Below are 19,851 nucleotides of genomic sequence, written 5' to 3' on the forward strand. Positions count from 1 at the left end.
AGGCCCGCATGAGTGATCACTACGCCGAGCTGCTGATGTATGTCGCGCCGGACCCCATCCAACAGGCCAACCAACAGTGGTTGACGCGAATCCTGGAGCGCCTGGGCCTGGGCCGGCGCGACGCCGCGCATCTGGACCTGCTCGGCCTGTGGCTGGCCCCTGAACTGCTCGTTACCCAGACCTGCGGCTACCCGCTGATGACCCAGCTGCGCGGTCAGGTGCGCGTCATCGGCCGGCCACGTTATGAATTGCCGCACAGCAGCAACGGCGCCCATTGCAGCCTGCTGCTGGCCCGCGAGGACAACCCGCACACCGACCTGGCGCAGTTCTACAACAGTCGTGGCGTGATCAATGGCCACGACTCCAACAGCGGCATGAACCTGCTGCGCGAACGCTTGGCGCCGTTGCAGCAGGACGGTCGGTTTTTTTCCAGCGTCGGCATCAGTGGTGCCCATCGCGAGAGCCTGCGCTGGTTGCGCGAGGACCGTGCCGACCTGGCCGCCATCGACAGCGTCACTTACCACTACCTGGCCCGTTTCGCCCCGCAGGAAGTGGCGGGGCTGCGCGTGGTGAGCCACAGCGCGCCGAGCCCGACCTTGCCCTACATCGGCCCGCACAGCTTGAGTGAGGCGCAGGTTGCAACGATTCGTGCGGCCATGAACCTGGCGTTGCAGGACTTGCCGCACGTGGTGGAAACCCTCGGCTTGCATGCAGTGCTGCCGGCCAGCGAAGACGACTATCAGGTACTCCTCGGCTACCAGCAGTACGCGGCCCGCCTTGGCTACCCGGTGCTTGAATAAGGTTATATAAAAATACTTTTTAAATATTATTAAAGAATAAGCAGCCTTGCTAGGATCGCCCCACCGGAACACCGGACATAACGCGCAACCTACTCAGATGGAGCCACTATGTCCGGCGCCGACACTTCTCACAGCGATTACGTGGGCGGATTATTCCGCAGTCATTACGACTGGCTGTGCGGCCGTTTGCACCGCCACCTCGATTCGCGCGCGCACGCCGAAGACATCGCCGCCGACACCTTCGTCCAGCTCCTGAGTTCGCCGTCGGTGGAGCCGATCCGCCAGCCCCGCGCCTTGCTCACCACCATCGCCCAGCGCCTGATGTACCAGCTGTGGCGCCGTCGTGACCTGGAGCGCGCCTACGTCGACGCCCTCGATACCGACGACACCTGCACTGCGCCGTCGCCCGAAGACCTGGCGCAAATGCTCGAAGCCCTGCAAGCCATCGACCAGTTGCTCGACGGCTTGCCGGCGAAGGTCAAGGCGACCTTTCTGCTGTCGCAACTCAATGGCCTGACCTACCCGCAAATCGCCGCCGAGCTGGGCATTTCCCAGCGCTCGGTCAGCGACTACATGACCCGCGCCTTCAATCGATGCCTGCGGCTGTGCCTGGAATGAACGACGAACTGATCGACAGCGCCACGCAGTGGTACGTGTTGCTGCGTTCCGGCCAGGCCACGGCGCAGGATTGGCAGCGTTATCACCAATGGCGCGCGGCCGATCCCCGCCATGATGCCTTGTGCCGGCAGTTGGAAACCCGCCTCGGGGTGTTCCAGGTGCCGCAGGCGCAAGGGGTCAGCGGCAAAGTCGTGCAGCAGGCGTTGGAGGCGCCGTCCAGTCGCCGCCAGGTATTGCAGATCGCCCTGGCCGGCGCCGGCGTGGCCGTCGGCGCCGTGCTGCTGGCCAAACCCATGGGGCTGTCGGAGCTCACGGCGGATGTGCGCACCGGCACCGGCGAGCGGCGCACCGTGACCCTGGATGACGGCAGCGAATTGCTGCTCAACGCCCAGAGCGCGGCCGACATTCAGTTCGACCCGCAACGGCGCCTGGTGCGCCTGCGCGAAGGTGAACTGCTGGCCAAGGTCGCCAGTGATCGCCTGCGGCCGTTTCTGATCCAGACCGACCAAGCGCGCCTGCGTGCCTACGGCAACCGCTTTCTGGTGCGTGAGCGTGAAGGGCAGGGCCAGGTCGTCGCGCTCAACGGCGCCGTCGAAATCGATGGGCAGAACGGCGAGCGCCTGCAACTGGCCGCCGGCCATGAAGTGCATTACGACCGCACGGGCTTCGGCCCGATGCAGGCCAGTTCTTCCGGCGCCACTGCCTGGGTGGACGGCTTCCTGCAAGTGCGCGACCGCCCGCTGGCTGAAGTCATCGACGCGCTGCGCCCCTACCACCAGGGCGTGCTGCGCCTGGATCCGGCCGTGGCCGAGTTGCGCGTGAGCGGCCTCTACCGCCTGGACAACCCCCAGCAGATCCTCGACACCCTGGCGCGCACCTTGCCGATCCATATCACCCGCCGCACCGGCCTGTGGGTGACCGTTAGTGCGGCCTGATTTGCTGTGGGCGTTGGCTTGCTTGCGATGCCTGCCCGTTACAGCGCATCGATGCCATCGCAGGCACGCCAGCGCCTACAGGGTTTGCGCTTCGAAAGTGGGTTCTAAGGACATAACCAAACGATCTGCAAGTTTTCCCGCGGCCGTCCCACATCACTCCCGTAAGCGCTGCGGGGAGCAGCGTTCTCGAGTTTCCTTGGGGGGAGCCAAAGTGAATCAGTTCAACCGTGTGCCGCTGCGAACCTTTGCCCTGGTGCCGTTGGCCAGTCTGTTTTTTTCGTTTGCCGCCAGTGCCGAAGAGGCGCGCCAGGTCTACCACATCGCGCCCGGCCCGCTGGATGAGGTGCTGCTGGACATCAGTCGCCAGAGCGGCCAGGTGATTTCGTTTACGCCGCAACTGGGCAATTATTCCTCGGCCCGTGTCGACGGTTCGCTGTCGGCGCAACAGGCGGTCGACGCCGCGCTCAAGGGCACCGGCCTGCACGTGCAGGTCAGCCCGGACGGCGCCTTTGTGATCAAGGAAGGCGCGGCCAAAAGTGCCCAGGCCACCAGCAGCGTCAAGGCCCAGACCAGCGCCGCCCAGGCACCGACCCTGGACCGCGTGGTGGCCATCGGCACCCGCCGCAGCGACGCCACCGCCCTGACCAGCGCGGCGCCGGTGGACGTGATCAACGCCGCAGAACTCAAGCAAACCGGCGCCACCAGCCTTAACCAGGCACTGTTCCAGTTGCTGCCCTCGTTCAACTTTCCGCAGAACAACAGCGCCACGCGCGGGCAGGATCCCAAGGGGGCTTCGCTGCGTGGCCTGTCACCCGACCAGACCCTGGTGCTGATCAACGGCAAGCGCCGGCACACCTCGGCGGTGGTGAATATCTCCGGTGGCGTGCCGTTCATTGGCGCGCAGCCGGTGGACCTGGACATGATCCCCATCAGCGCCATCGACCATGTCGAAGTGCTGCGTGATGGCGCCTCGGCGCAGTACGGCTCGGATGCGGTGGCCGGGGTGGTCAACATCGTGCTCAAGGAGCGTGACAGCGGCGGTGGCATCAACACGCAATTGGGCAAGTACGCCCAGGGCGATGGCTTCAGCAAGACTACCGACGGCTGGTACGGCATCGGTTTGCCGGGGGATGGTTTTCTCACGCTGAGCTTCAACACCCTGAACAACAAGCCCGACGATATCGGCGACAAATACGTCGCCGACGGCCAGTTGCAAGACCCGCGTTGGGGCGGGGCCGGGCGCGACAAATACAACCTGGCGGCGAATGCCGAGATCGGCCTGAACGATCAATGGCGGCTCTACAGCTTCGCCACCTTCGGCCAGGACACCTCGGTCAACAACACGCCGCCGCTGTTGGCCAGCAGCCCGAACAACGTCGCGTCGATCTACCCCGGCGGCACGATTCCCAAGTACCGCTACCGCTATGAAGACGGCGCCGTCACCGTGGGCACGCGCTATGAAGACGAATCCATCGGCCGCTTCGACCTGAGCGCGACGTATGGCCGTGACGAGCACGACGAGTTGGCGTTCAACACCGTCAACCCGAGCTATGGCGCCAACAGCCCGACCAAATTCAACGTCGCGACGCTGGTCAACGATCAGACCAACATCACCCTCGACTACGCCAAGGACCTCGACGTGAACTGGTCCAGCCACCCGCTGACCGTCTCCGCTGGCGTGGCCTACCGGCACGAGCAATATCGTCTCGAGGCCGGGGACTATGATTCCTACTCCTACGGCGGTATCGACAACGTGCAGGTGGGCGCGGTGCAAGCGTCGGGCTTGACTCCGGACGATGCCGGCACCTTCAAGCGCGATGTCGGCGGCGTGTATTTCGGCCTGGAAAACCAGGTCACCGACAAGCTGCAAGTCGGCGTTGCCGGGCGCACCGAGCACTACTCGGACTTCGGCTCCGCCACCACCGGCAAGCTCTCGGCGCGTTATGACTTCACCCCGCAAGTGGGGCTGCGCGGCACGATCAACAATGCCTATCACGCGCCAAGCCTGGGCCAGATCGGCACGTCCTGGACCACCACCACCAACCTCGATGCCAACGGCAACCCGGTGCTGACCCGCATGCTGCCGGCCGACAACCCGGCAGCGCGGGCCCTCGGCGCACAGCCGCTCAAGCCGGAGAAGTCCACCAACTACTCGCTGGGATTGGTACTGCGTCCTACCGAGCATGCCTCGCTGACCATCGACGCCTACCAGATTTCGATTCGCGACCGCCTGTTGTTCAGCGGCGGTATCTCGGGGCCGTTGGCTGAGCAGATCCTCACCAATGCCGGCTACGGCCAGTACTCCTGGGCGCAGTTCATGACCAACGCCGCCGACACCCGCACCCGGGGCGTCGACATCGTCGGCAAGTACAACCTGGACCTGGCGCAGTTCGGTGACCTGAACCTGTCGGCCGGCTACACCAAGGCGCGCACCACCATCGAGAAAGTCCACGAGAACCCCAACGGTTTCGAGGTGCTGACCCGCGAAGCCCGGGGCTTTATCGAGCACGGCTACCCCGAAGACAAGCTGGTGTTCGGCGCGGTGCACACGCTCAACCAATGGACCATCGCCCTCAACCAGACCCGTTACGGCAAGTACCGCAAATACGCGGCCGCCGAAGCCAACGCCCAGTACGACCAGGTGTTCAGTGCGCAATGGACCACCGACCTGGACGTGAACTATGCGTTCACCAAACAGCTGCGGGTGTCGGTCGGTGTGAACAACCTGTTCGACAGCAAACCCGATGACTTCAACAGCCGCCTGCGTCAGACGCCGGGGCAGCAATACAGCTACCTGTCGCCGACCGCGCCGGAAGGGGCGTTCTACTACACGCGGCTCAGTTATGACTTTTAAACCCTGATCTTGAAGGGTGTGGAGATCAACTGTGGGAGCTGGCTTGCCGGCGATTGCATCACCTCGGTCTTCCTGAAAAACCGAGGTGTCTGCATCGCAGGCAAGCCAGCTCCCACACTGACACTGCCCACTCTGGATCTGTTTTGAATCTCCAAGAGGCTACTCATGAGAACACTAAAAAACCTGCTCGGTGGCTCGCTATTGGCACTCACCGTCCTGGCACAATCAGCCACGGCCGCCGAACCTGCCAAACCCATCCACTTCGGTGACATCACCTGGGAAAGCGGCAGCCTGATCACCGAGGTCCTGCGCCTTATTGTCGAGAAAGGCTACGGCCTGCCCACCGACACCTTGCCCGGCAGCACCGTGAGCCTGGAAGCGGCCCTGGCCAAGGACGATATCCAGGTGATCGGCGAAGAGTGGGCCGGGCGCAGTCCGGCGTGGGTCAAGGCCGAAAGCGAAGGCAAAGTGTTCGGCCTGGGCGACACGGTCAAGGGCGCGACCGAAGGGTGGTGGGTGCCGGAATACGTGATCAAGGGCGACGCGGCACGCGGTATCAAACCGTTGGCGCCGGACCTCAAGTCGGTGGCCGACCTGGCGCGCTACAAGGATGTGTTCCGCGATCCCGAAGACCCGACGCGTGGGCGTTTCCTCAACAGCCCAACCGGCTGGACCTCGGAGATCGTCAACAGCCAGAAACTCAAGGCCTATAAGCTCACTGACAGTTTCGTCAATTTTCGCACCGGCTCCGGCGCGGCGCTGGATGCCGAGGTCGCGTCGTCGATCCGGCGTGGCAAGCCGGTGTTGTTCTACTACTGGTCGCCGACCCCACTGCTGGGGCGTTTCAAGCTGATCAAGCTGGAAGAACCGCCGTTCAACGCCGAAGCCTGGAAGACGTTGTCCGACGCGAAAAACCCCAACCCGATCGGCACCCGTTCGATGCCGGCGCGCCTGGCGATTGGCGTGTCCGCGCCGTTCAAGACGCAGTACCCGCAACTGGTGAGCGTGTTTGAGAAGGTCGACCTGCCGATTGATCTGCTCAACGGCATCCTCGGGGACATGAGTGAGAAACGCACCCCGCCCCGCCAGGTGGCGGAAGCCTTCCTCAAGGACCATCCGCAGGTCTGGCAGCAATGGGTTCCGGCGGATGTCGCCGCCAAGGTCAAGGAGGCGCTGTGATGCTGAAGATGTTTGCTGGCGTCGTCCTCTCGTTGATCGCCGGCCAGGTGTTGGCCGCCGAACCCGCCACCTTGCGCATCGGCTACCAGAAAAGCTCGGTGAGCATGGTCCTCGCCCGTGAGCACAAACTCTTCGAAGCGGCGTTGCCGGGCACCCAGGTGCAGTGGATTGAATTCCTCGGCGGCCCGCCGCTGATCGAAGCCCTCAACGGCGGCAGCCTGGACATCGGCAATATCGGCGACATCCCGCCGATCTTCGCCCAGGCCGCCGGCATCGAATTGCAGTACTTTGCCGTCGAGCCCAACGAGGGCAAATCCGAAGCCGTGCTGGTGCCCAAGAACAGCAACGTGCAGAGCGTGGCCGAACTCAAGGGCAAGCGCGTGGCGTTGCTCAAGGGCTCCAGCGCGCACAACCTGTTCCTCAAGAGCCTGCTGCGCGCCGGCTTGCAATGGAAGGACGTCGACGTGGTGTACCTGTCGCCCTCGGATGGGCGCGCCGCCTTTGAACAGGGCAAGGTCGACGCCTGGGTGGTGTGGGATCCGTACTATTCGGCGGCGGTGGTCGACGGCTCCGCCCGCGTGCTCGGCGATGGCCAGGGCCTCAATCCTGCGGGCACGTTCTTCGTCGCCAGCAGCGCGTTTGTGAAACAGCACCCGCAAGCCATCGGCCCGATTATCCAGACCCTGTCCAAGGCGCAGCGCCTGTCCCTCGACCAGCCCGAGGAAAGCATCGCGCTGATGGCCAAGACCCTCGGCCTGCCACCGGCGGTGGTCAAGAGCTACTTCGAACACCGTTCGTCGACAGCGATCCGCCCGCTGCAAGCCAGCGACATCGCCACTCAGCAACGCACCGCCGACCTGTTCTTCGCCAACGGCCTGATCCCGAAAAAGGTCGATGTGCAGCAAGTCGTCTTCAAGGCCCCATGACCTTGCAGGGGCCCGGAAAACCGGGCTCCTACGCAGGCGGGCAGGCGCTATTCCCATTATCAGTGAGCAGACCATGCAACCGATCTACATCGACTTTCTCAACGGCCTCGACATCGACGAGCTGGGCCTTACTAACGATGAAATCCTCGCCGCCATCGAAGCCAGCCTGGGTATCCAGGGTCGGGGCGAGGCGGTGATCGAGCCGCGTACCCACCTGATTCCCGGCGGCGGTATCAACGGCCACTTCAACGTACTGCGCGGTGTACTCGGCGGCGATATCGGCTACGCCGGCGTCAAGGTGGTGGGCGATTTTGTCGACAACTACCGCAAGGGCCTGCCCTCGGAATTGGCGATCCTCAACCTGCTGGACCCGGCCACCGGCATCCCCAGGGCGATCCTCGACGCTTCGGCGATTACCGACATGCGCACCGGCGCGGTCACCGCCATTGGCGCCAAATACCTGGCCCGGCCCGACAGCAAGGTGCTGGCGCATATCGGTGCGCGCGGCACTGCATACTGGAACGTGCGCCTGCTCGATCACCTGTTCGACTTCGATGAAATCCGCGTGCATTCGCGCCGCAGCGAAAGCCGCGAAGCCTTCGCCGAGCGCCTGCGCCGCGACCTCGGCAAACCGGTGATTGTCGCCGACGACTGGGAGTCCACCGTGCGCGGCGCCGACATCGTGGTCGAAGCCTCGCGCCTGGAGCAACCCGAGCCGTTGCTGCGCACCGACTGGATCAAGCCCGGCGCCTTTGTCGTGCCCTACGGCACCATGAGCGCGGTGGAGCTGTCGCTCACCGACATCATGAGCAAGCTGGTGGTGGATGATTGGGGCCAGTGCAAGGGCGGCATGTTTGGCGCGTTGCGTGCGCATGTGGACGCCGGAAAACTCAGCGCCGAGACCTTGCACGCCGAGTTGGGGCAGATCGTTGCCGGCTTGAAAAGCGGCCGTGACAACCCCGAGGAAACCATCCTGTTCTGGCACCGCGGCTTGAGCCTCAGCGACATCGCCCTGGGCCATGCGTTGCTGGAAAAAGCCAAGCGCCTGGGGATTGGCCAGCAGCTGCGCTGGGCATGATTCACTTCGATCCCCAAGGGTTGGCGCTCGCCGATTTGCTGGCGATTGCCCGGCAGGATGCCCCGGCGGATTTCACCGTCCAGGCGCGACAACGTATCGACGCAGGCCATCGGTTGCTGCTCGAGTTGGCGGCCGCAGGCACACCGATCTATGGCGTGACCACCGGCCTCGGTGCGGCCGTGGATACGCAGGTGGCGCCGCTGCAGGCGAACATTCCCCTGGGGCGTGCGGTGGGCGTCGGACGCCTGGCCAATCGACAGGAAGTGCGCGCGATCACGGCGGCGCGCCTGGCCGGATTGGCTCAGGGCCGCGCGGGGATTTCACCGGCGGCAGCGGACGCCTTGCTGGCGTTGCTCAACTCGGGTGTCGAGCCCGAGGTGCCGCTGCTCGGATCGCTGGGCGAAAGCGACCTGGCGCCCCTGGCACACCTGAGCCTGGCGCTGGACGTGCCGTTGACCGGCAAGGATGGCCTGGCGCTGGTGTCGGCGAATGCGGCGAGTGTCGGGCTGGGCGCCTTGCTGGTCTTCGAGGCGCGGCAGGCGTTGGAGGCCTTGATGGCGGCGCTGGCGTTGGCGTGCGAAGGCTACCGCGCCAACCTCAGCCCGTTCCAGCCGTGGGCGTCACGCCTGCGCCCGGCGCCAGGGCAGACTGAACAGTCGGCCGCGTTGTTGCAGTTGCTGGCCGGCGGCGAGCTGGCAGACCAGCCCCGCCGCCTGCAGGACCCGCTGAGCTTTCGCTGTGCCACGGTGGTCCAGGGCGCGGCGCAGCAGGCGCTGCAGCAATTGCATGCACTGGTCGAACTGGAACTGCGCAGTGGTGCGGATAACCCGGCGTTGATCAGCGAAGACGCGTTGGTCTTGGCCACCGCCAATTTCGACAGCACTCACTTGGCGCTGGCCGCCGAAGGCTTGGGCCTGGCGCTGAGTCGCGTCGCCGCGTGCAGCGCCGAACGGATTGCCAAGCTGCTTTCGCCGACGTCCAGCGATTTACCGCGTTTTCTGATCACCCAGCCTGGGCACGTGGGGATGGCGGCGTTGCAGCGCACCAGCTCGGCACTGGTCGCCGAGATCGGGCATTTGGCCAATCCGTTGCCCGCCGTGAGCGTGCCGGTGGCGGACCGCGTGGAAGACTACGCCGGGCAGGCACTGGCGGTGGTCGACAAGACCCGCCGCCTGACCGAGCGCGTGTTGTGGCTGGCAAGTATCGAGCTGATCGTGGCGGCACAGGCGGTGGACCTGCGCGGCCCCTTGCGACTGGGGCAGGGCGTGCGGCAGATTCATGCCGCGGTGCGCAGCCGCGTGGCGCACCTGGATCAGGATCGCTCGGGCTCGGTGGATGTACTGGCGCTCGCCACTTTCCTCGAATCCAGCCCCTTCCCCCTGTAGGCACCGGCAAGCCGGCGCCTACAGGGTGCGTGTGTGTTTATGGATTTTCGGCGGCCAGGGCGGCAATCACCGCCGGCCGCTCACCCACGCGCTGTTGAAACGCTGTCAGCGCCGGCCACTCGCCCAGGTCGATAGCGTGAAATGCCGCCCAACGCAGCACCACGAACAGGTACGCATCCGCCACCGAGTACTCGCCCAGCAGGTAATCCTTGTGCTCCAAGGTCTTTACCAGCACCGCGAAACGCTTGAACAGGGTGGCCTGGAACAGGCTACGCACCTCGCCCTGGATCGCGCTGTTGAAAAACACCGCCAGCCCGCCATGAATTTCGGTGGCGATAAAATTCAGCCATTCCTGCAGACGCACACGCTCCCAGCTGCCGTTGGCGGGGGCGAGGTGGGCGGCGGGCTTCAGGTCCGCCAGGTACTGCAGGATCGCGCTGGCTTCGGTCAGTACCTGGCCGTTGTCCAACTGCAGCGCGGCGACGTAGCCCTTGGGGTTGATCTGCAGGAAATCCTGACCGTCGGCGGTGATTTTGGCCTGGTTGTCGACCTGCACCAGCTCGAACGGCAGCGCCAATTCGCGCAACACGATATGCGGGGCGAGTGAACAGGCGTTGGGGAAGAAATACAGTTTCATCTGCGGCAGCTCCGTTGAATTTGCGCCAGTCTCACGGGCATGGCACCGTGCGTAAAATTAAACCTTCAGACCCCTGCCATAAGGACAGCTACTGCCATGATGAACCTGATGCACTGGCGCCTGCTGGTGGCCGTGGCTGATCGCGGCAGCATCACCGCCGCCGCCGAAGCGGTGGGCATGACTCAGTCTGCCGCCAGCCAGGCCATGGCCAGCATGGAGGCGACCCTGGGTGCGCAGCTGTTTACCCGTGAACCGCGCAAGACCTTGCCCACTGCTTTGGGCCTGAGTGTGATCGAGCAGGCGCGAGTGATGCTCGGGGCCTTGCAGACGATTCGCAGTACCGTGGATGAAGCACGCCCGATGCTGCGTGGGACGATTCGCATCGCCAGTTTCCCGATGGTGCTCGCGACCTTTCTGACACCGCTGCTGCAACGCTTCGCGCAGTTGTACCCGGGCATCGAGGTCACCACCCTGGATGTCACCGACAACGAAGTGCTGACCCTGCTCGACGCCAACCTGATCGACCTGGGCGTGGTGCTCAACCCCAAGCCCGAGCGCAATGCCACGGTGCTGGGGCGCGATTTGTGGATGGCGGTGCTGCCGGTCAACCATGCACTGGCGCAGCGCCCGGCCGAGGCCAGCGTGTCGCTGGCGGAGCTGCTCGAACAACCGTTCGTGCTCGCCACCGGCGGTTGCACCGCCAACGCCCGCAGCCTGGGGGCCGCCGCGGGGCTGACGGTCAGCGATATCCGCGTGGAAGTGCGCGAATGGAACAGTGCCTTCAGCCTGGTGCGTGAAGGCGTCGGTGTGACGCTGGTGCCGGAAATGGCCCTGCCGGCCCAGCGCACCGGCCTGCGCGTCATGCCGCTGACGGTGCCGCTGCACCGCGAATTCGCGCTGGTGGGTTCCTCTGCCCGTGTGCCTTCGGCCGCTACCAACGCATTGTTGAAAATGCTTGCTGACTAGTGGGCTTGCATAGCGCCAAGCCCTGTCTATGCTCACCCAGAACCGTTGATGACGCTTGGCATATAAAGCGTTTCGGATGGTTATTTCCCCATGAAGGTGTGGCTGCACTGTCCAACAAATGAATGGAATGCGCCTTCGAGGCGCCGGGAATCCAGGGTGATCTGACCATGTTCAACCGCCATCACAAATCCGACCTGCTTGAAATCCAGCGTTTCTCCTGCGCACTCACCGAATCCAACGCCAAACTTGCCGCCATCAGCCGCTCCATGGCGATGATCGAGTTCGACCGCGACGGTGTGATCCTCGATGCCAACGACAACTTCTGCAAAACCATGGGCTACAGCGCCGAGGAAATACGCGGCAAACATCACCGCATCTTTTGCGACGAGGCCTACACCCACACCGACGCCTACGCCAAGCTGTGGCGCGACCTGGCGCGGGGCGAGGCCCTCAGTGGCACCTTCATGCGCTTGAACAAGCATGGCCAGGAGGTGTGGCTGGAAGCCAGCTATATGCCGGTGCTGGGCCCGGACAACCACGTACAGAGCGTGATCAAAGTCGCGTCGGATATTTCCGCGCGGGTGCACCACGAGCATGAAAACCAGAGCCTGATCGACGCCATCGGCCGCTCGATGGCGGTGATCGAGTTCACCCCGCAGGGGCAGATCATCAATGCCAATGAAAACTTCCTGAGGACGGTGCAGTACTCCCTGGATGAGATCGTCGGCCAGCACCACAGCATGTTCTGCCATCGCAGCGAGGTGGAGTCGCCGGCCTACAAGGCGTTCTGGGCTTCGCTCAATCGCGGCGAATACCACTCGCACCGCTTCGAGCGCAGGAATAAATACGGCAAGACGCTGTTCCTGGAGGCGTCCTACAACCCGATCTTCGACGCCAGTGGGCGGCTGTACAAAGTGGTCAAGTTTGCCAGCGACATCACCGACCAGGTCACCACCCTGCGCACCGCCGCCGACTCGGCCCACGCCACTTCGGTACAAAACGACGCCTGCGCACGCAAGGGCTCGGAGGTGGTGCAGCAGACCGTGCAGATCATCGAGGAGATTTCCCACGATCTGAACCAGGCGGCGCAGAGCATCGACGCGGTGAGCAAACAGTCGGACATCATCGGCGCCATCGTGCAGACCATCCGCAGCATTGCCGAGCAGACCAATATGCTTGCGCTGAACGCGGCCATCGAAGCGGCGCGGGCCGGCGAGCATGGGCGCGGTTTTGCGGTGGTGGCCGACGAGGTGCGCAGCCTTGCGGCGCGGACCAGCCAGGCGACGGTGGAGATTGTCGAGGTGGTGCGCAAAAACCACGACCTGTCGCTGAGCGCGGTGTCGAGCATGCAGTCGAGCTTGAGCCGCACAGGGCTGGGGGTGGAATTGGCGAACGAGGCGGGGCAGGTGATCCTGGAGATTCAGGAAGGCTCACGGCATGTGGTGGATGCGATCAGTCAGTTCAATTCGACGTTGCAACTGCAATAACGCATGAAGGAGCCGGCTTGCCGGCGATAGCATCACCTCGGTCTGGATTCACCGAGGCGCCTGCATCGCCGGCAAGCCGGCGCCTACCGTTGATCAGGGTGGCCCGTTAGATGGCGGCCAGGGTCTCTTTCACCGCCTGTGCCTGCGGGTCAGCGGTTTTCGCCGCTACCTGCTGCTCTTGCTGCTGCTTCAGGCGCTCGGCCACTTGCTTGGAAATAGCGTCCTGCTTTTCCTGCGACATGTTCTGCACATCCGCCTCGGTCAAGCCTTGCTCCTTGAGCAGTTGCTCACGGATGCGCTCGGCCGGGGATTTGCTCATGTAGTCAGTGAAATCGGCCCGCGCGGTACTGGTGCTGCTGCCCGCTGCCGGCACATCGGTGGTTGCGGTGGTTGCCGCCGTGGTGGCCTGCAACTGCACGCGGGTCTTGGCAAAGGCTTCGTCGATGCGATCGTTGGCCTTGTCCAGTTCCTTCTGCGCGGCCGGTACGGTCACGCTTTGCTGCGCCGCTTGCACGGCACCGCTGTACAGCGCGCTGGCGGCAGCATTGGCGGGGTCCATGTCGGGCCGCTTGATCTGTTGAATGGTCGACACCGCTTGGGTGTTGTTGTTAACCAGCATGATCGGTCACCTGGGAAAATGGTCGGTGCCAGTGCTGGAGCAATTAGCATGCCGGGTCGCATCACCCCGGTTTTATTGGGGATGGCCTGGCCGCCGCGGCAAACATTGTCCCGCCGGCGGCCAACCGTTGCCGTCAGTGGGCGATGTTTTCCAGCGCCAGGTTGCGCGTGCGCGGGCCGAACCAACTGATGGTGATCATCACGATCAGCATACTGCTGGCAATAAACGCGAGGACGCCCGGCGTGCCCAGGTGCTCGAGGATAAACCCGATCAACAGGCTGCTGAACACCGTGGACAAGCGGCTGAACGAGTAGCAGAACCCGACCGCCCGCGCGCGGATGTTGGTGGGGAACAGTTCGCTCTGGTACGAGTGATAACTGAAGCTCAGCCAGGCGTTGCAGAAGGTGATCATCACCCCGCAGATCACCAGCCCCACCGCCGTGGTTTGCAGGGCGAACAGGCTGCCGAAGATCATCGCGCCCATGGCCGAGCCGACGATCTGCCACTTGTTTTCAAAGCGGTTGGCCACCTTCACAAACAGCAACGGCCCCAACGGGTAGGCGAGCGTGATGATAAAGGCGTACAGCAAGCTGTGGGTCACGCTCACGCCCTGGCCCGACAACAGCGCCGGCAACCAATTGCCGAAGCCGAAAAAGCCGATGGCCTGGAACACGTGGAACACAATCAGCATCAACGCGCGGCGCCGGTACGGCGGTTGCCAGATATCCGCAAATCGGCCGTTGCCCTGCACGCTGACGGCTTCGGGTTCCGGTGCATCCAGCGGTTTGCCGTGATCCTTCTGGCAGCGCGCCTCCAGGCTGTCCATGATCTGGCCGGCTTCATCAAAGCGGCCTTTTTGCGCGAGCCAGCGCGGTGACTCCGGCAAGCGCTTGCGCAGTTGCCAGATAAACAGCGCAAACACTGCACTGCTCAGCACCACCCAACGCCAGCCCGAGACCCCGAACGGCGCCTGGGGCACCAGCCACCACGACATCAGCGCCACTGCTGGCACCGACAGGAACTGAATAAAAAACGCAAAGGCGAACGCCGAGCTGCGCATGCGCTTGGGCACCAGTTCCGAGAGGTAGGCGTCGATCGTCACCAGCTCGATGCCCAGGCCGATGCCGACCAGAAAGCGCATGCAGATGATGCCCAGGGCTGAGGTCTGGATGCCCATCAGCACGGTGGCCACGGTGTACCAGATCAACGCAAAGGTGAAGATCGCCCGGCGCCCGAAACGGTCGGCGATGGGGCTGAGCAGGCTGGCGCCCAGGAACAGCCCGAGGAAGGTCGCCGAGGCGAACGCCGCCTGGTCCGAGAAGCCAAACACGCCCTCGCTGCCGATGTGGAAAATCCCGTCCGTGATCAGGCCGGGGCTGATGTAGGCGGTCTGGAACAGGTCATACAGCTCGAAAAAGCCGCCGATAGACAGCAACGCCACCAGGCGCCAGACGGTAGCGACGGCGGGCAGGCGGTCAATACGCGCGCTGATGTGGGCGGCGCGGACTGGGTCGATGCCGTCTGTAGCGGGGAGTGCAGGCATGGTGCGGGAAACTCAGTAAGTGATCGGAATCTCGAAATTTTCCTGGAAGGCATCATCGACCGGATGGTAACCCAACACCCGTGTGGTTTCGCTCAGGTCCAGGCGCTTGAAACGGTTATTGGAGATGCCGTGGGCGATCAGGTGCTTGACGCCCTCGGCCTCCACCGACCGTTGCAGCAGTTGCACCGCGTCACGTGGGCTGAGCCAGGCGCTGAGGTCGCGCGCGTTGTTCAGGTCGTGGGTCGCGGGGAACTCGAAGGCGCCGATGCGCAGGGCAATCGTCGACAGGGGCGTCTTGGCCGCGTAATAGCCACAGAGTGCCTCGCCGTAGCATTTGCTCACGCCGTACAGGTTGGCGGGCATGACTTGCATGCCGGGCGTGATCTGGCGATCCACCGGGTAGCCTTCGATAGTTTGCGCGCTGCTGGCGAACACCAGGCGCTGCACACCGGCGGCAACGGCGGCTTCGAACAGGTGGGTGGTGGCGAGGATGTTGTTGGGCAGCAATTCGTCGAACGTGGCGCTGGCATGGGGGATGCCGGAAAGGTGCACGATCACGTCGATGCCGTCGAGCAGGGCGGCGAGGCTGGATTTGTCGCTGAGGTCGGCCTGCACGAAGCGGTGCTCGCCGAGGTTGAAGTCCGGGGCGATACGGTCGGTGAGGGTGAAGCGGTAGCGGTCTTTCGAGGCTTCGAAAAACGTTTTGCCGATGCGACCGCAGGCGCCGGTGAGCAGTACATTGATTCCTTTCATGTGCAATTCCTTAGTTGTGACCGGCAAGGGCAAAGGTCTGGAAGCCCTGATGCTGGCCGAGGCGTTGATAGTAAGCGGCAATAGCGGGGTAGGGCGGCCGCGTCATGGGGGTCATCTGCCAGCGGTGCACCGAGAGGCCGATGAGGATATCGGCGAGGGTGAATTCGTCCCCGGCCACGTAGGCATTGGTGCGAGCAAGTTGTTGTTCGAGGAGGCCCATCTTGTCGTTCCAGCGCTGCACGGCGGCGGCAATCTGCGCGGCGTCGAGGCCGTCCGGGTTGTTGCGCACCAGCGCGGTGAAGGCATCGCCCCAGGCGCGGTTGAGTTCGATGGCTTGCCAGTCGATCCACTGCTCGACACGCGCCCGCGGCGCAGGCTCGGCGGGCAGCAGGTCGGTGCGTTGGTAGAGGCTGACGAGGTAGCGACAGATGGTGTTGGATTCCCACAACACACCGTGATCGTCAATCAGCACCGGCACCTGGGCGTTGGGGTTCAGCTCAAGGAATTCGGCGGACTGGGTCGGCTTGAAGCCGATGCCCCAGTCTTCGCGCACGTAGTCGATGCCCAGTTCCTGGCAGGTCCACAGTACTTTTCGCACGTTGATGGAAGACGTGCGACCCAAGATTTTCAGTGAGTGTCCCATGGTGCTTCCCTGGCAGTGGAGAGCAGCCAATCTAGCAGGGGACGCCGAGGACAGCGAGTGCCTGGCGCGACCACCGATGATTTCGGGCTCAGGTACTCTCGCGCACCTGCAGCTCAAACCCCATGTCCACCACGGGTTTGGCGATCTTGTTGCCGGCCATGATCGTCAGCAAATGCTCCGCCGCCCGCCTGCCGATGGCTTCACGCGGTGTGCTGATGCTGCTCAGGCGCGGCACCATGAAGGAGGAGGCCGGCAAGTCGTTGAAGCCCAGCACCGCGACGCGCTCGGGTACTTTGATGCCATGGCGCATGGCCTCCAGCAGCGCGCCCTGGGCCAGGTCGTCGTTGCCGAAGAAGATCGCGTCCACCTCCGGATGGGCCGCCAGCAATTGCAGGAACAGCTCGCCACCCAGGCCGACCGAGGACGGGCGTGGCGTCAACAGTTCCAGCGCGGGGTCGTACATCCCCGCCTGTTGCAGCGCACGGCGGAAACCTTCGCCGCGCAGCAAGGTGCGTTGGTCCAGTTGCGCGCCGATATAGGCCAGTCGCTTGCGCCCACGGGACAGCAAGTGCGCGGCAGCGGTTTCGCCGGCCGCTACCTGCGAGAAGCCCACGCAGTTGACGCCGGCGTTGGGGTCCAGGTCCATCATGTAGACGCACGGCACGTTGCTGGCCTCGACCATCCGTCGGGCGCTTTCGGTGCGGTCGAAGCCGGTCAGCAGCAAACCCCGCGGCTGGTAGGCCATGTAGTTGCGCAGCAGGTTTTCTTCTTCATCGCGCGAATAATGCGAGTTGCCGATCAGTACTTCAAAGCCCTTGGGCCGCAGCACCTGGTGGATGGCTTCGAGGGTTTCGATAAATAAAAGGTTGGACAGCGACGGCACCAGCACCACCACCGAATGGCTCTGCGCAGAGGCCAGCGCACGGGCGGCAGGGTTGACCACGTAGTTGAGTTCGGCGGCGGCGTGCTGCACTTTTTCCACCAGTTCGGTGGCAACTGTGCTGATGCCACGCAGGGCGCGGGACGCGGTAATGGGGCTGACGCCGGCCAGGCGGGCGACTTCGTTGAGGGTAGGGCGGCCCGTCGTGCGGGTATTTTTATCGTTCTTGGAGGTCATCAGGCGGCTTGCCAAACAAAAATCGAGGCACTAAGGTAGCGCTGTCTCCAAAGGCCTGCAAATTCTTGAAGAAAGGGTTGCCTGATCCTGTTCAAAACCATTGGAGCGGATGCACGCGTCACTCCATAAAAAAAGACAAGACGGCGCGGGAAAAGCCTGTTTTTGCACTAGCCTTACAGCGTGCAAAGGTAGCGCTATCTGCGTCCTGAGGTGTTTCATGAGTCAACCTGTTACCGCCCTGGTCATCATGGGTGTTTCCGGCTGTGGCAAGTCCAGCGTCAGCGAGGCCCTGTGCCGCCTGAACGGTGCCACCGCCATCGAAGGCGACAGCTTTCACCCCGCCGCGAACATCGAGAAGATGAGCGCCGGCCACCCCCTCAACGACGACGACCGTGCCGGCTGGCTCGACATCCTGTGCGATGAGCTGCGCCGTTCGCTCAAGGCCGGTGAGCATCCGGTGCTGACGTGTTCGGCGCTGAAAAAGAAATACCGCGACCACCTGCGCGAAGCCGCGCCGGGCCTGGGGTTTGTCTTTCTGGAGCTGACCCGTGCCGTGGCCGCCGACCGCGTGTCCCATCGCCCCGGCCATTTCATGCCGGCAAGCCTGATCGACAGCCAGTTCGCCACCCTCGAATCGCCCGTCGGCGAACCGCTGACCCTGGCCCTCAATGCCAGCGAAGACAGCGTCGAGGCATTGGCCGAACAAACCAATGCCTGGTGGCTGAAACACGGTTTTGAACCATCCAAATAATTTTTTGCCGGAAAAGATAGCGCTATCCCCGGCGACAAATTGAATACCGGCTTTAATAACAACAACAAACAGGAGAGACCCCCCCATGTTTGGCATGTCCCACGAGTCCTACCTGCTGCTTGATGCAGTGGTCACTATCATCGGTCTGATCTTTCTGATCACCAAGTTCAAGGTGCACCCGTTCATTGCACTGATCATCGCGGCCGGCTTCCTTGGCCTGACCTCGGGCATGCCCGTGGACAAGATCATCAAGGCATTCCAGGACGGCTTCGGCGGGGTGCTCGGCTTTGTCGGCATCATCCTTGCGCTGGGCACCATGCTCGGCAAGATGATGGCCGAATCCGGCGGCGCCGATCAGATCGCCCAGACCCTGATCCGCGCCTTCGGCAAGGAAAAGGTCCAGTGGGCGATGATGTTCGCCGCGTTCCTGGTGGGCATCCCGCTGTTCTTCGAGATTGGTTTTGTATTGCTGATCCCGCTGGTGTTCATCGTCGCGCGCCGCACCGGCGTGTCGCTGATCAAGATCGGCATCCCGCTGCTGGCCGGCCTCTCGGCGGTGCACGGGCTGGTGCCACCGCACCCGGGCCCGCTGCTGGCCATCGGCGTGTTTGGCGCGGACATCGGCAAGACCATCCTGTATGGCCTGATCGTCGCACTGCCGACCGCCATCATTGCCGGCCCGATCTTCGGTACGTTTATCGCCAAGTACATCCCGGGTAACCCGTCCCAGGAGTTGGTGGACCAACTGGCCCGCGAACCTGAGTCGAAAACCCTGCCGAGCTTCAGCATCACCCTGATCACTGTGCTGCTGCCGGTGTTCCTGATGCTGCTGAAAACCTTCGCCGACATCGCATTGGTCGAAGGCCACGTGGTGCGCAACTGGATGGACATGATCGGCCACCCGATCACTGCGCTGCTGCTGGCATTGCTGCTGTCGTTGTACACCTTTGGCCATCGCCAGGGCATCCATTCCAAGCAGATCCTCAAGCTGCTCGACGCCAGCCTTGCGCCGACCGCCGCGATCATCCTGATCATCGGCGCCGGTGGCGGTTTCAAGCAGATGCTGGTGACCAGCGGCGTGGGTGACGTGATCGGCCACATGGCGGTGAACGCGCAGATCAACCCGATCCTGCTGGCCTGGCTGGTGGCGGCGGTGATTCGTGTGGCAACCGGTTCGGCGACCGTGGCGACCATTACCGGCGCCGGCATCGTGGTACCGGTGGTGGGCATGATTCCAGGGGTCAACCGTGAGTTGCTGGTGTTGGCGACGGGCGCAGGTTCGTTGATCCTGTCGCACGTCAATGATGCGGGGTTCTGGCTGGTGAAGCAGTACTTCAACATGACCGTTGCCGAGACCTTCAAGACCTGGACGGCGATGGAGACCATCCTGTCGGTGGTGGCGCTGATCTTTATCATGCTGCTGTCGTTGGTGGTCTGACAGGCAGGCCATGATGCCGGGGTGAAAACCCCCTCCAAATACGGGAGCGGGCTTGCCCGCGAGTGCGCTAGATCAGTCGCCAGATACATGACTGATACTGCGCATTCGCGAGCAAGCCCGCT

Annotated in this window: 17 protein-coding genes and 2 pseudogenes; 13 read left to right on the top strand and 6 right to left on the bottom strand. The window is 63.5% G+C overall.

The annotated features are described in order from the left end of the window. The first annotated feature begins 8 nt into the window (after positions 1 to 8). The 8 genes from C9990_RS06370 (at position 9) to C9990_RS06405 (ending at position 9,775) form a co-directional block, all read left to right on the top strand. Positions 9 to 800, top strand: coding sequence for a phosphate/phosphite/phosphonate ABC transporter substrate-binding protein (locus C9990_RS06370; protein ID WP_106802789.1), 792 nt, complete (start codon positions 9 to 11; stop codon positions 798 to 800). A gap of 108 nt (positions 801 to 908) precedes the next feature. Continuing rightward, the gene (locus C9990_RS06375) at positions 909 to 1,418 is read left to right on the top strand and encodes a sigma-70 family RNA polymerase sigma factor (protein WP_106802790.1); all 510 of its coding nucleotides are present in this window, start codon (positions 909 to 911) and stop codon (positions 1,416 to 1,418) included. Beyond that, positions 1,415 to 2,353: a FecR domain-containing protein gene (locus C9990_RS06380; RefSeq protein WP_106802791.1), complete on the top strand. Its 939-nt coding sequence runs from the start codon at positions 1,415 to 1,417 to the stop codon at positions 2,351 to 2,353. The genes C9990_RS06375 and C9990_RS06380 overlap by 4 nt, the downstream gene beginning before the upstream one ends. 211 nt (positions 2,354 to 2,564) lie before the next feature. Further along, positions 2,565 to 5,207 (top strand): TonB-dependent receptor, encoded by a 2,643-nt coding sequence (locus C9990_RS06385; protein WP_106802792.1) that lies wholly within the window; start codon positions 2,565 to 2,567, stop codon positions 5,205 to 5,207. Between the two features lie 165 nt (positions 5,208 to 5,372). After that, positions 5,373 to 6,386 carry an ABC transporter substrate-binding protein gene (locus tag C9990_RS06390; RefSeq protein WP_106802793.1) on the top strand — a complete coding sequence of 338 codons (1,014 nt, stop codon included), beginning with the start codon at positions 5,373 to 5,375 and terminating at the stop codon, positions 6,384 to 6,386. Next, on the top strand, positions 6,386 to 7,312 hold the full coding sequence (locus C9990_RS06395; protein ID WP_106802794.1) for an aliphatic sulfonate ABC transporter substrate-binding protein: 927 nt from the start codon (positions 6,386 to 6,388) through the stop codon (positions 7,310 to 7,312). Before C9990_RS06390 ends, C9990_RS06395 begins: the two co-directional genes overlap by 1 nt. 73 nt (positions 7,313 to 7,385) lie before the next feature. Further along, positions 7,386 to 8,390, top strand: a complete 1,005-nt coding sequence (locus C9990_RS06400; protein ID WP_106802795.1) for an ornithine cyclodeaminase family protein — start codon at positions 7,386 to 7,388, stop codon at positions 8,388 to 8,390. After that, positions 8,387 to 9,775, top strand: a complete 1,389-nt coding sequence (locus tag C9990_RS06405; RefSeq protein WP_106802796.1) for an aromatic amino acid lyase — start codon at positions 8,387 to 8,389, stop codon at positions 9,773 to 9,775. Before C9990_RS06400 ends, C9990_RS06405 begins: the two co-directional genes overlap by 4 nt. Positions 9,776 to 9,812: 37 nt before the next feature. On the opposite strand, the gene gstA is transcribed toward C9990_RS06405, so the two are convergent. Next, a complete protein-coding gene (gstA, locus tag C9990_RS06410) occupies positions 9,813 to 10,412 on the bottom strand; it encodes a glutathione transferase GstA (protein WP_106802797.1) in 600 nt (199 codons plus the stop codon). Positions 10,413 to 10,508: 96 nt separating this feature from the next. On the opposite strand from gstA, the gene C9990_RS06415 reads away from it, so the two are divergent. From C9990_RS06415 to C9990_RS33015, 3 genes and pseudogenes are all read left to right on the top strand, one after another. Then, positions 10,509 to 11,378, top strand: coding sequence for a LysR family transcriptional regulator (locus tag C9990_RS06415; RefSeq protein ID WP_106802798.1), 870 nt, complete (start codon positions 10,509 to 10,511; stop codon positions 11,376 to 11,378). Between the two features lie 167 nt (positions 11,379 to 11,545). After that, positions 11,546 to 12,322: pseudogene (locus tag C9990_RS33010) on the top strand (PAS domain-containing protein); the annotation flags it as partial. A 126-nt stretch (positions 12,323 to 12,448) separates the two neighbouring features. Further along, positions 12,449 to 12,865, top strand: a pseudogene (locus tag C9990_RS33015) (methyl-accepting chemotaxis protein); the annotation flags it as partial. A gap of 106 nt (positions 12,866 to 12,971) precedes the next feature. Here C9990_RS33015 and C9990_RS06425 read toward each other — a convergent pair. The 5 genes from C9990_RS06425 to C9990_RS06445 all read right to left on the bottom strand — a co-directional run bounded on the left by C9990_RS06425 (position 12,972) and on the right by C9990_RS06445 (position 17,543). Then, positions 12,972 to 13,484, bottom strand: coding sequence for a hypothetical protein (locus tag C9990_RS06425; RefSeq protein WP_065909064.1), 513 nt, complete (start codon positions 13,482 to 13,484; stop codon positions 12,972 to 12,974). A gap of 133 nt (positions 13,485 to 13,617) precedes the next feature. Then, complete coding sequence (locus C9990_RS06430; protein ID WP_065909065.1) at positions 13,618 to 15,027, bottom strand: MFS transporter; 1,410 nt, start codon at positions 15,025 to 15,027, stop codon at positions 13,618 to 13,620. 12 nt (positions 15,028 to 15,039) lie between these two features. Beyond that, positions 15,040 to 15,780 carry an NAD(P)-dependent oxidoreductase gene (locus C9990_RS06435; protein WP_065909068.1) on the bottom strand — a complete coding sequence of 247 codons (741 nt, stop codon included), beginning with the start codon at positions 15,778 to 15,780 and terminating at the stop codon, positions 15,040 to 15,042. A gap of 10 nt (positions 15,781 to 15,790) precedes the next feature. Further along, positions 15,791 to 16,423 (bottom strand): glutathione S-transferase family protein, encoded by a 633-nt coding sequence (locus C9990_RS06440; protein ID WP_065909071.1) that lies wholly within the window; start codon positions 16,421 to 16,423, stop codon positions 15,791 to 15,793. A gap of 88 nt (positions 16,424 to 16,511) precedes the next feature. Continuing rightward, the gene (locus tag C9990_RS06445; protein ID WP_162946162.1) at positions 16,512 to 17,543 is read right to left on the bottom strand and encodes a LacI family DNA-binding transcriptional regulator; all 1,032 of its coding nucleotides are present in this window, start codon (positions 17,541 to 17,543) and stop codon (positions 16,512 to 16,514) included. A gap of 214 nt (positions 17,544 to 17,757) precedes the next feature. Here C9990_RS06445 and C9990_RS06450 point away from each other — a divergent pair, with 214 nt between their 5' ends. Both C9990_RS06450 and C9990_RS06455 read left to right on the top strand, forming a co-directional pair. Then, positions 17,758 to 18,291, top strand: a complete 534-nt coding sequence (locus C9990_RS06450) for a gluconokinase (RefSeq protein WP_065909076.1) — start codon at positions 17,758 to 17,760, stop codon at positions 18,289 to 18,291. Between the two features lie 85 nt (positions 18,292 to 18,376). Continuing rightward, on the top strand, positions 18,377 to 19,729 hold the full coding sequence (locus tag C9990_RS06455; RefSeq protein WP_065909078.1) for a GntP family permease: 1,353 nt from the start codon (positions 18,377 to 18,379) through the stop codon (positions 19,727 to 19,729). The last annotated feature ends 122 nt before the right edge of the window (positions 19,730 to 19,851 follow it).

Source organism: Pseudomonas sp. S5D5 (genome assembly GCF_003013355.1).
Classification (GTDB): domain Bacteria; phylum Pseudomonadota; class Gammaproteobacteria; order Pseudomonadales; family Pseudomonadaceae; genus Aquipseudomonas; species Aquipseudomonas aylmerensis.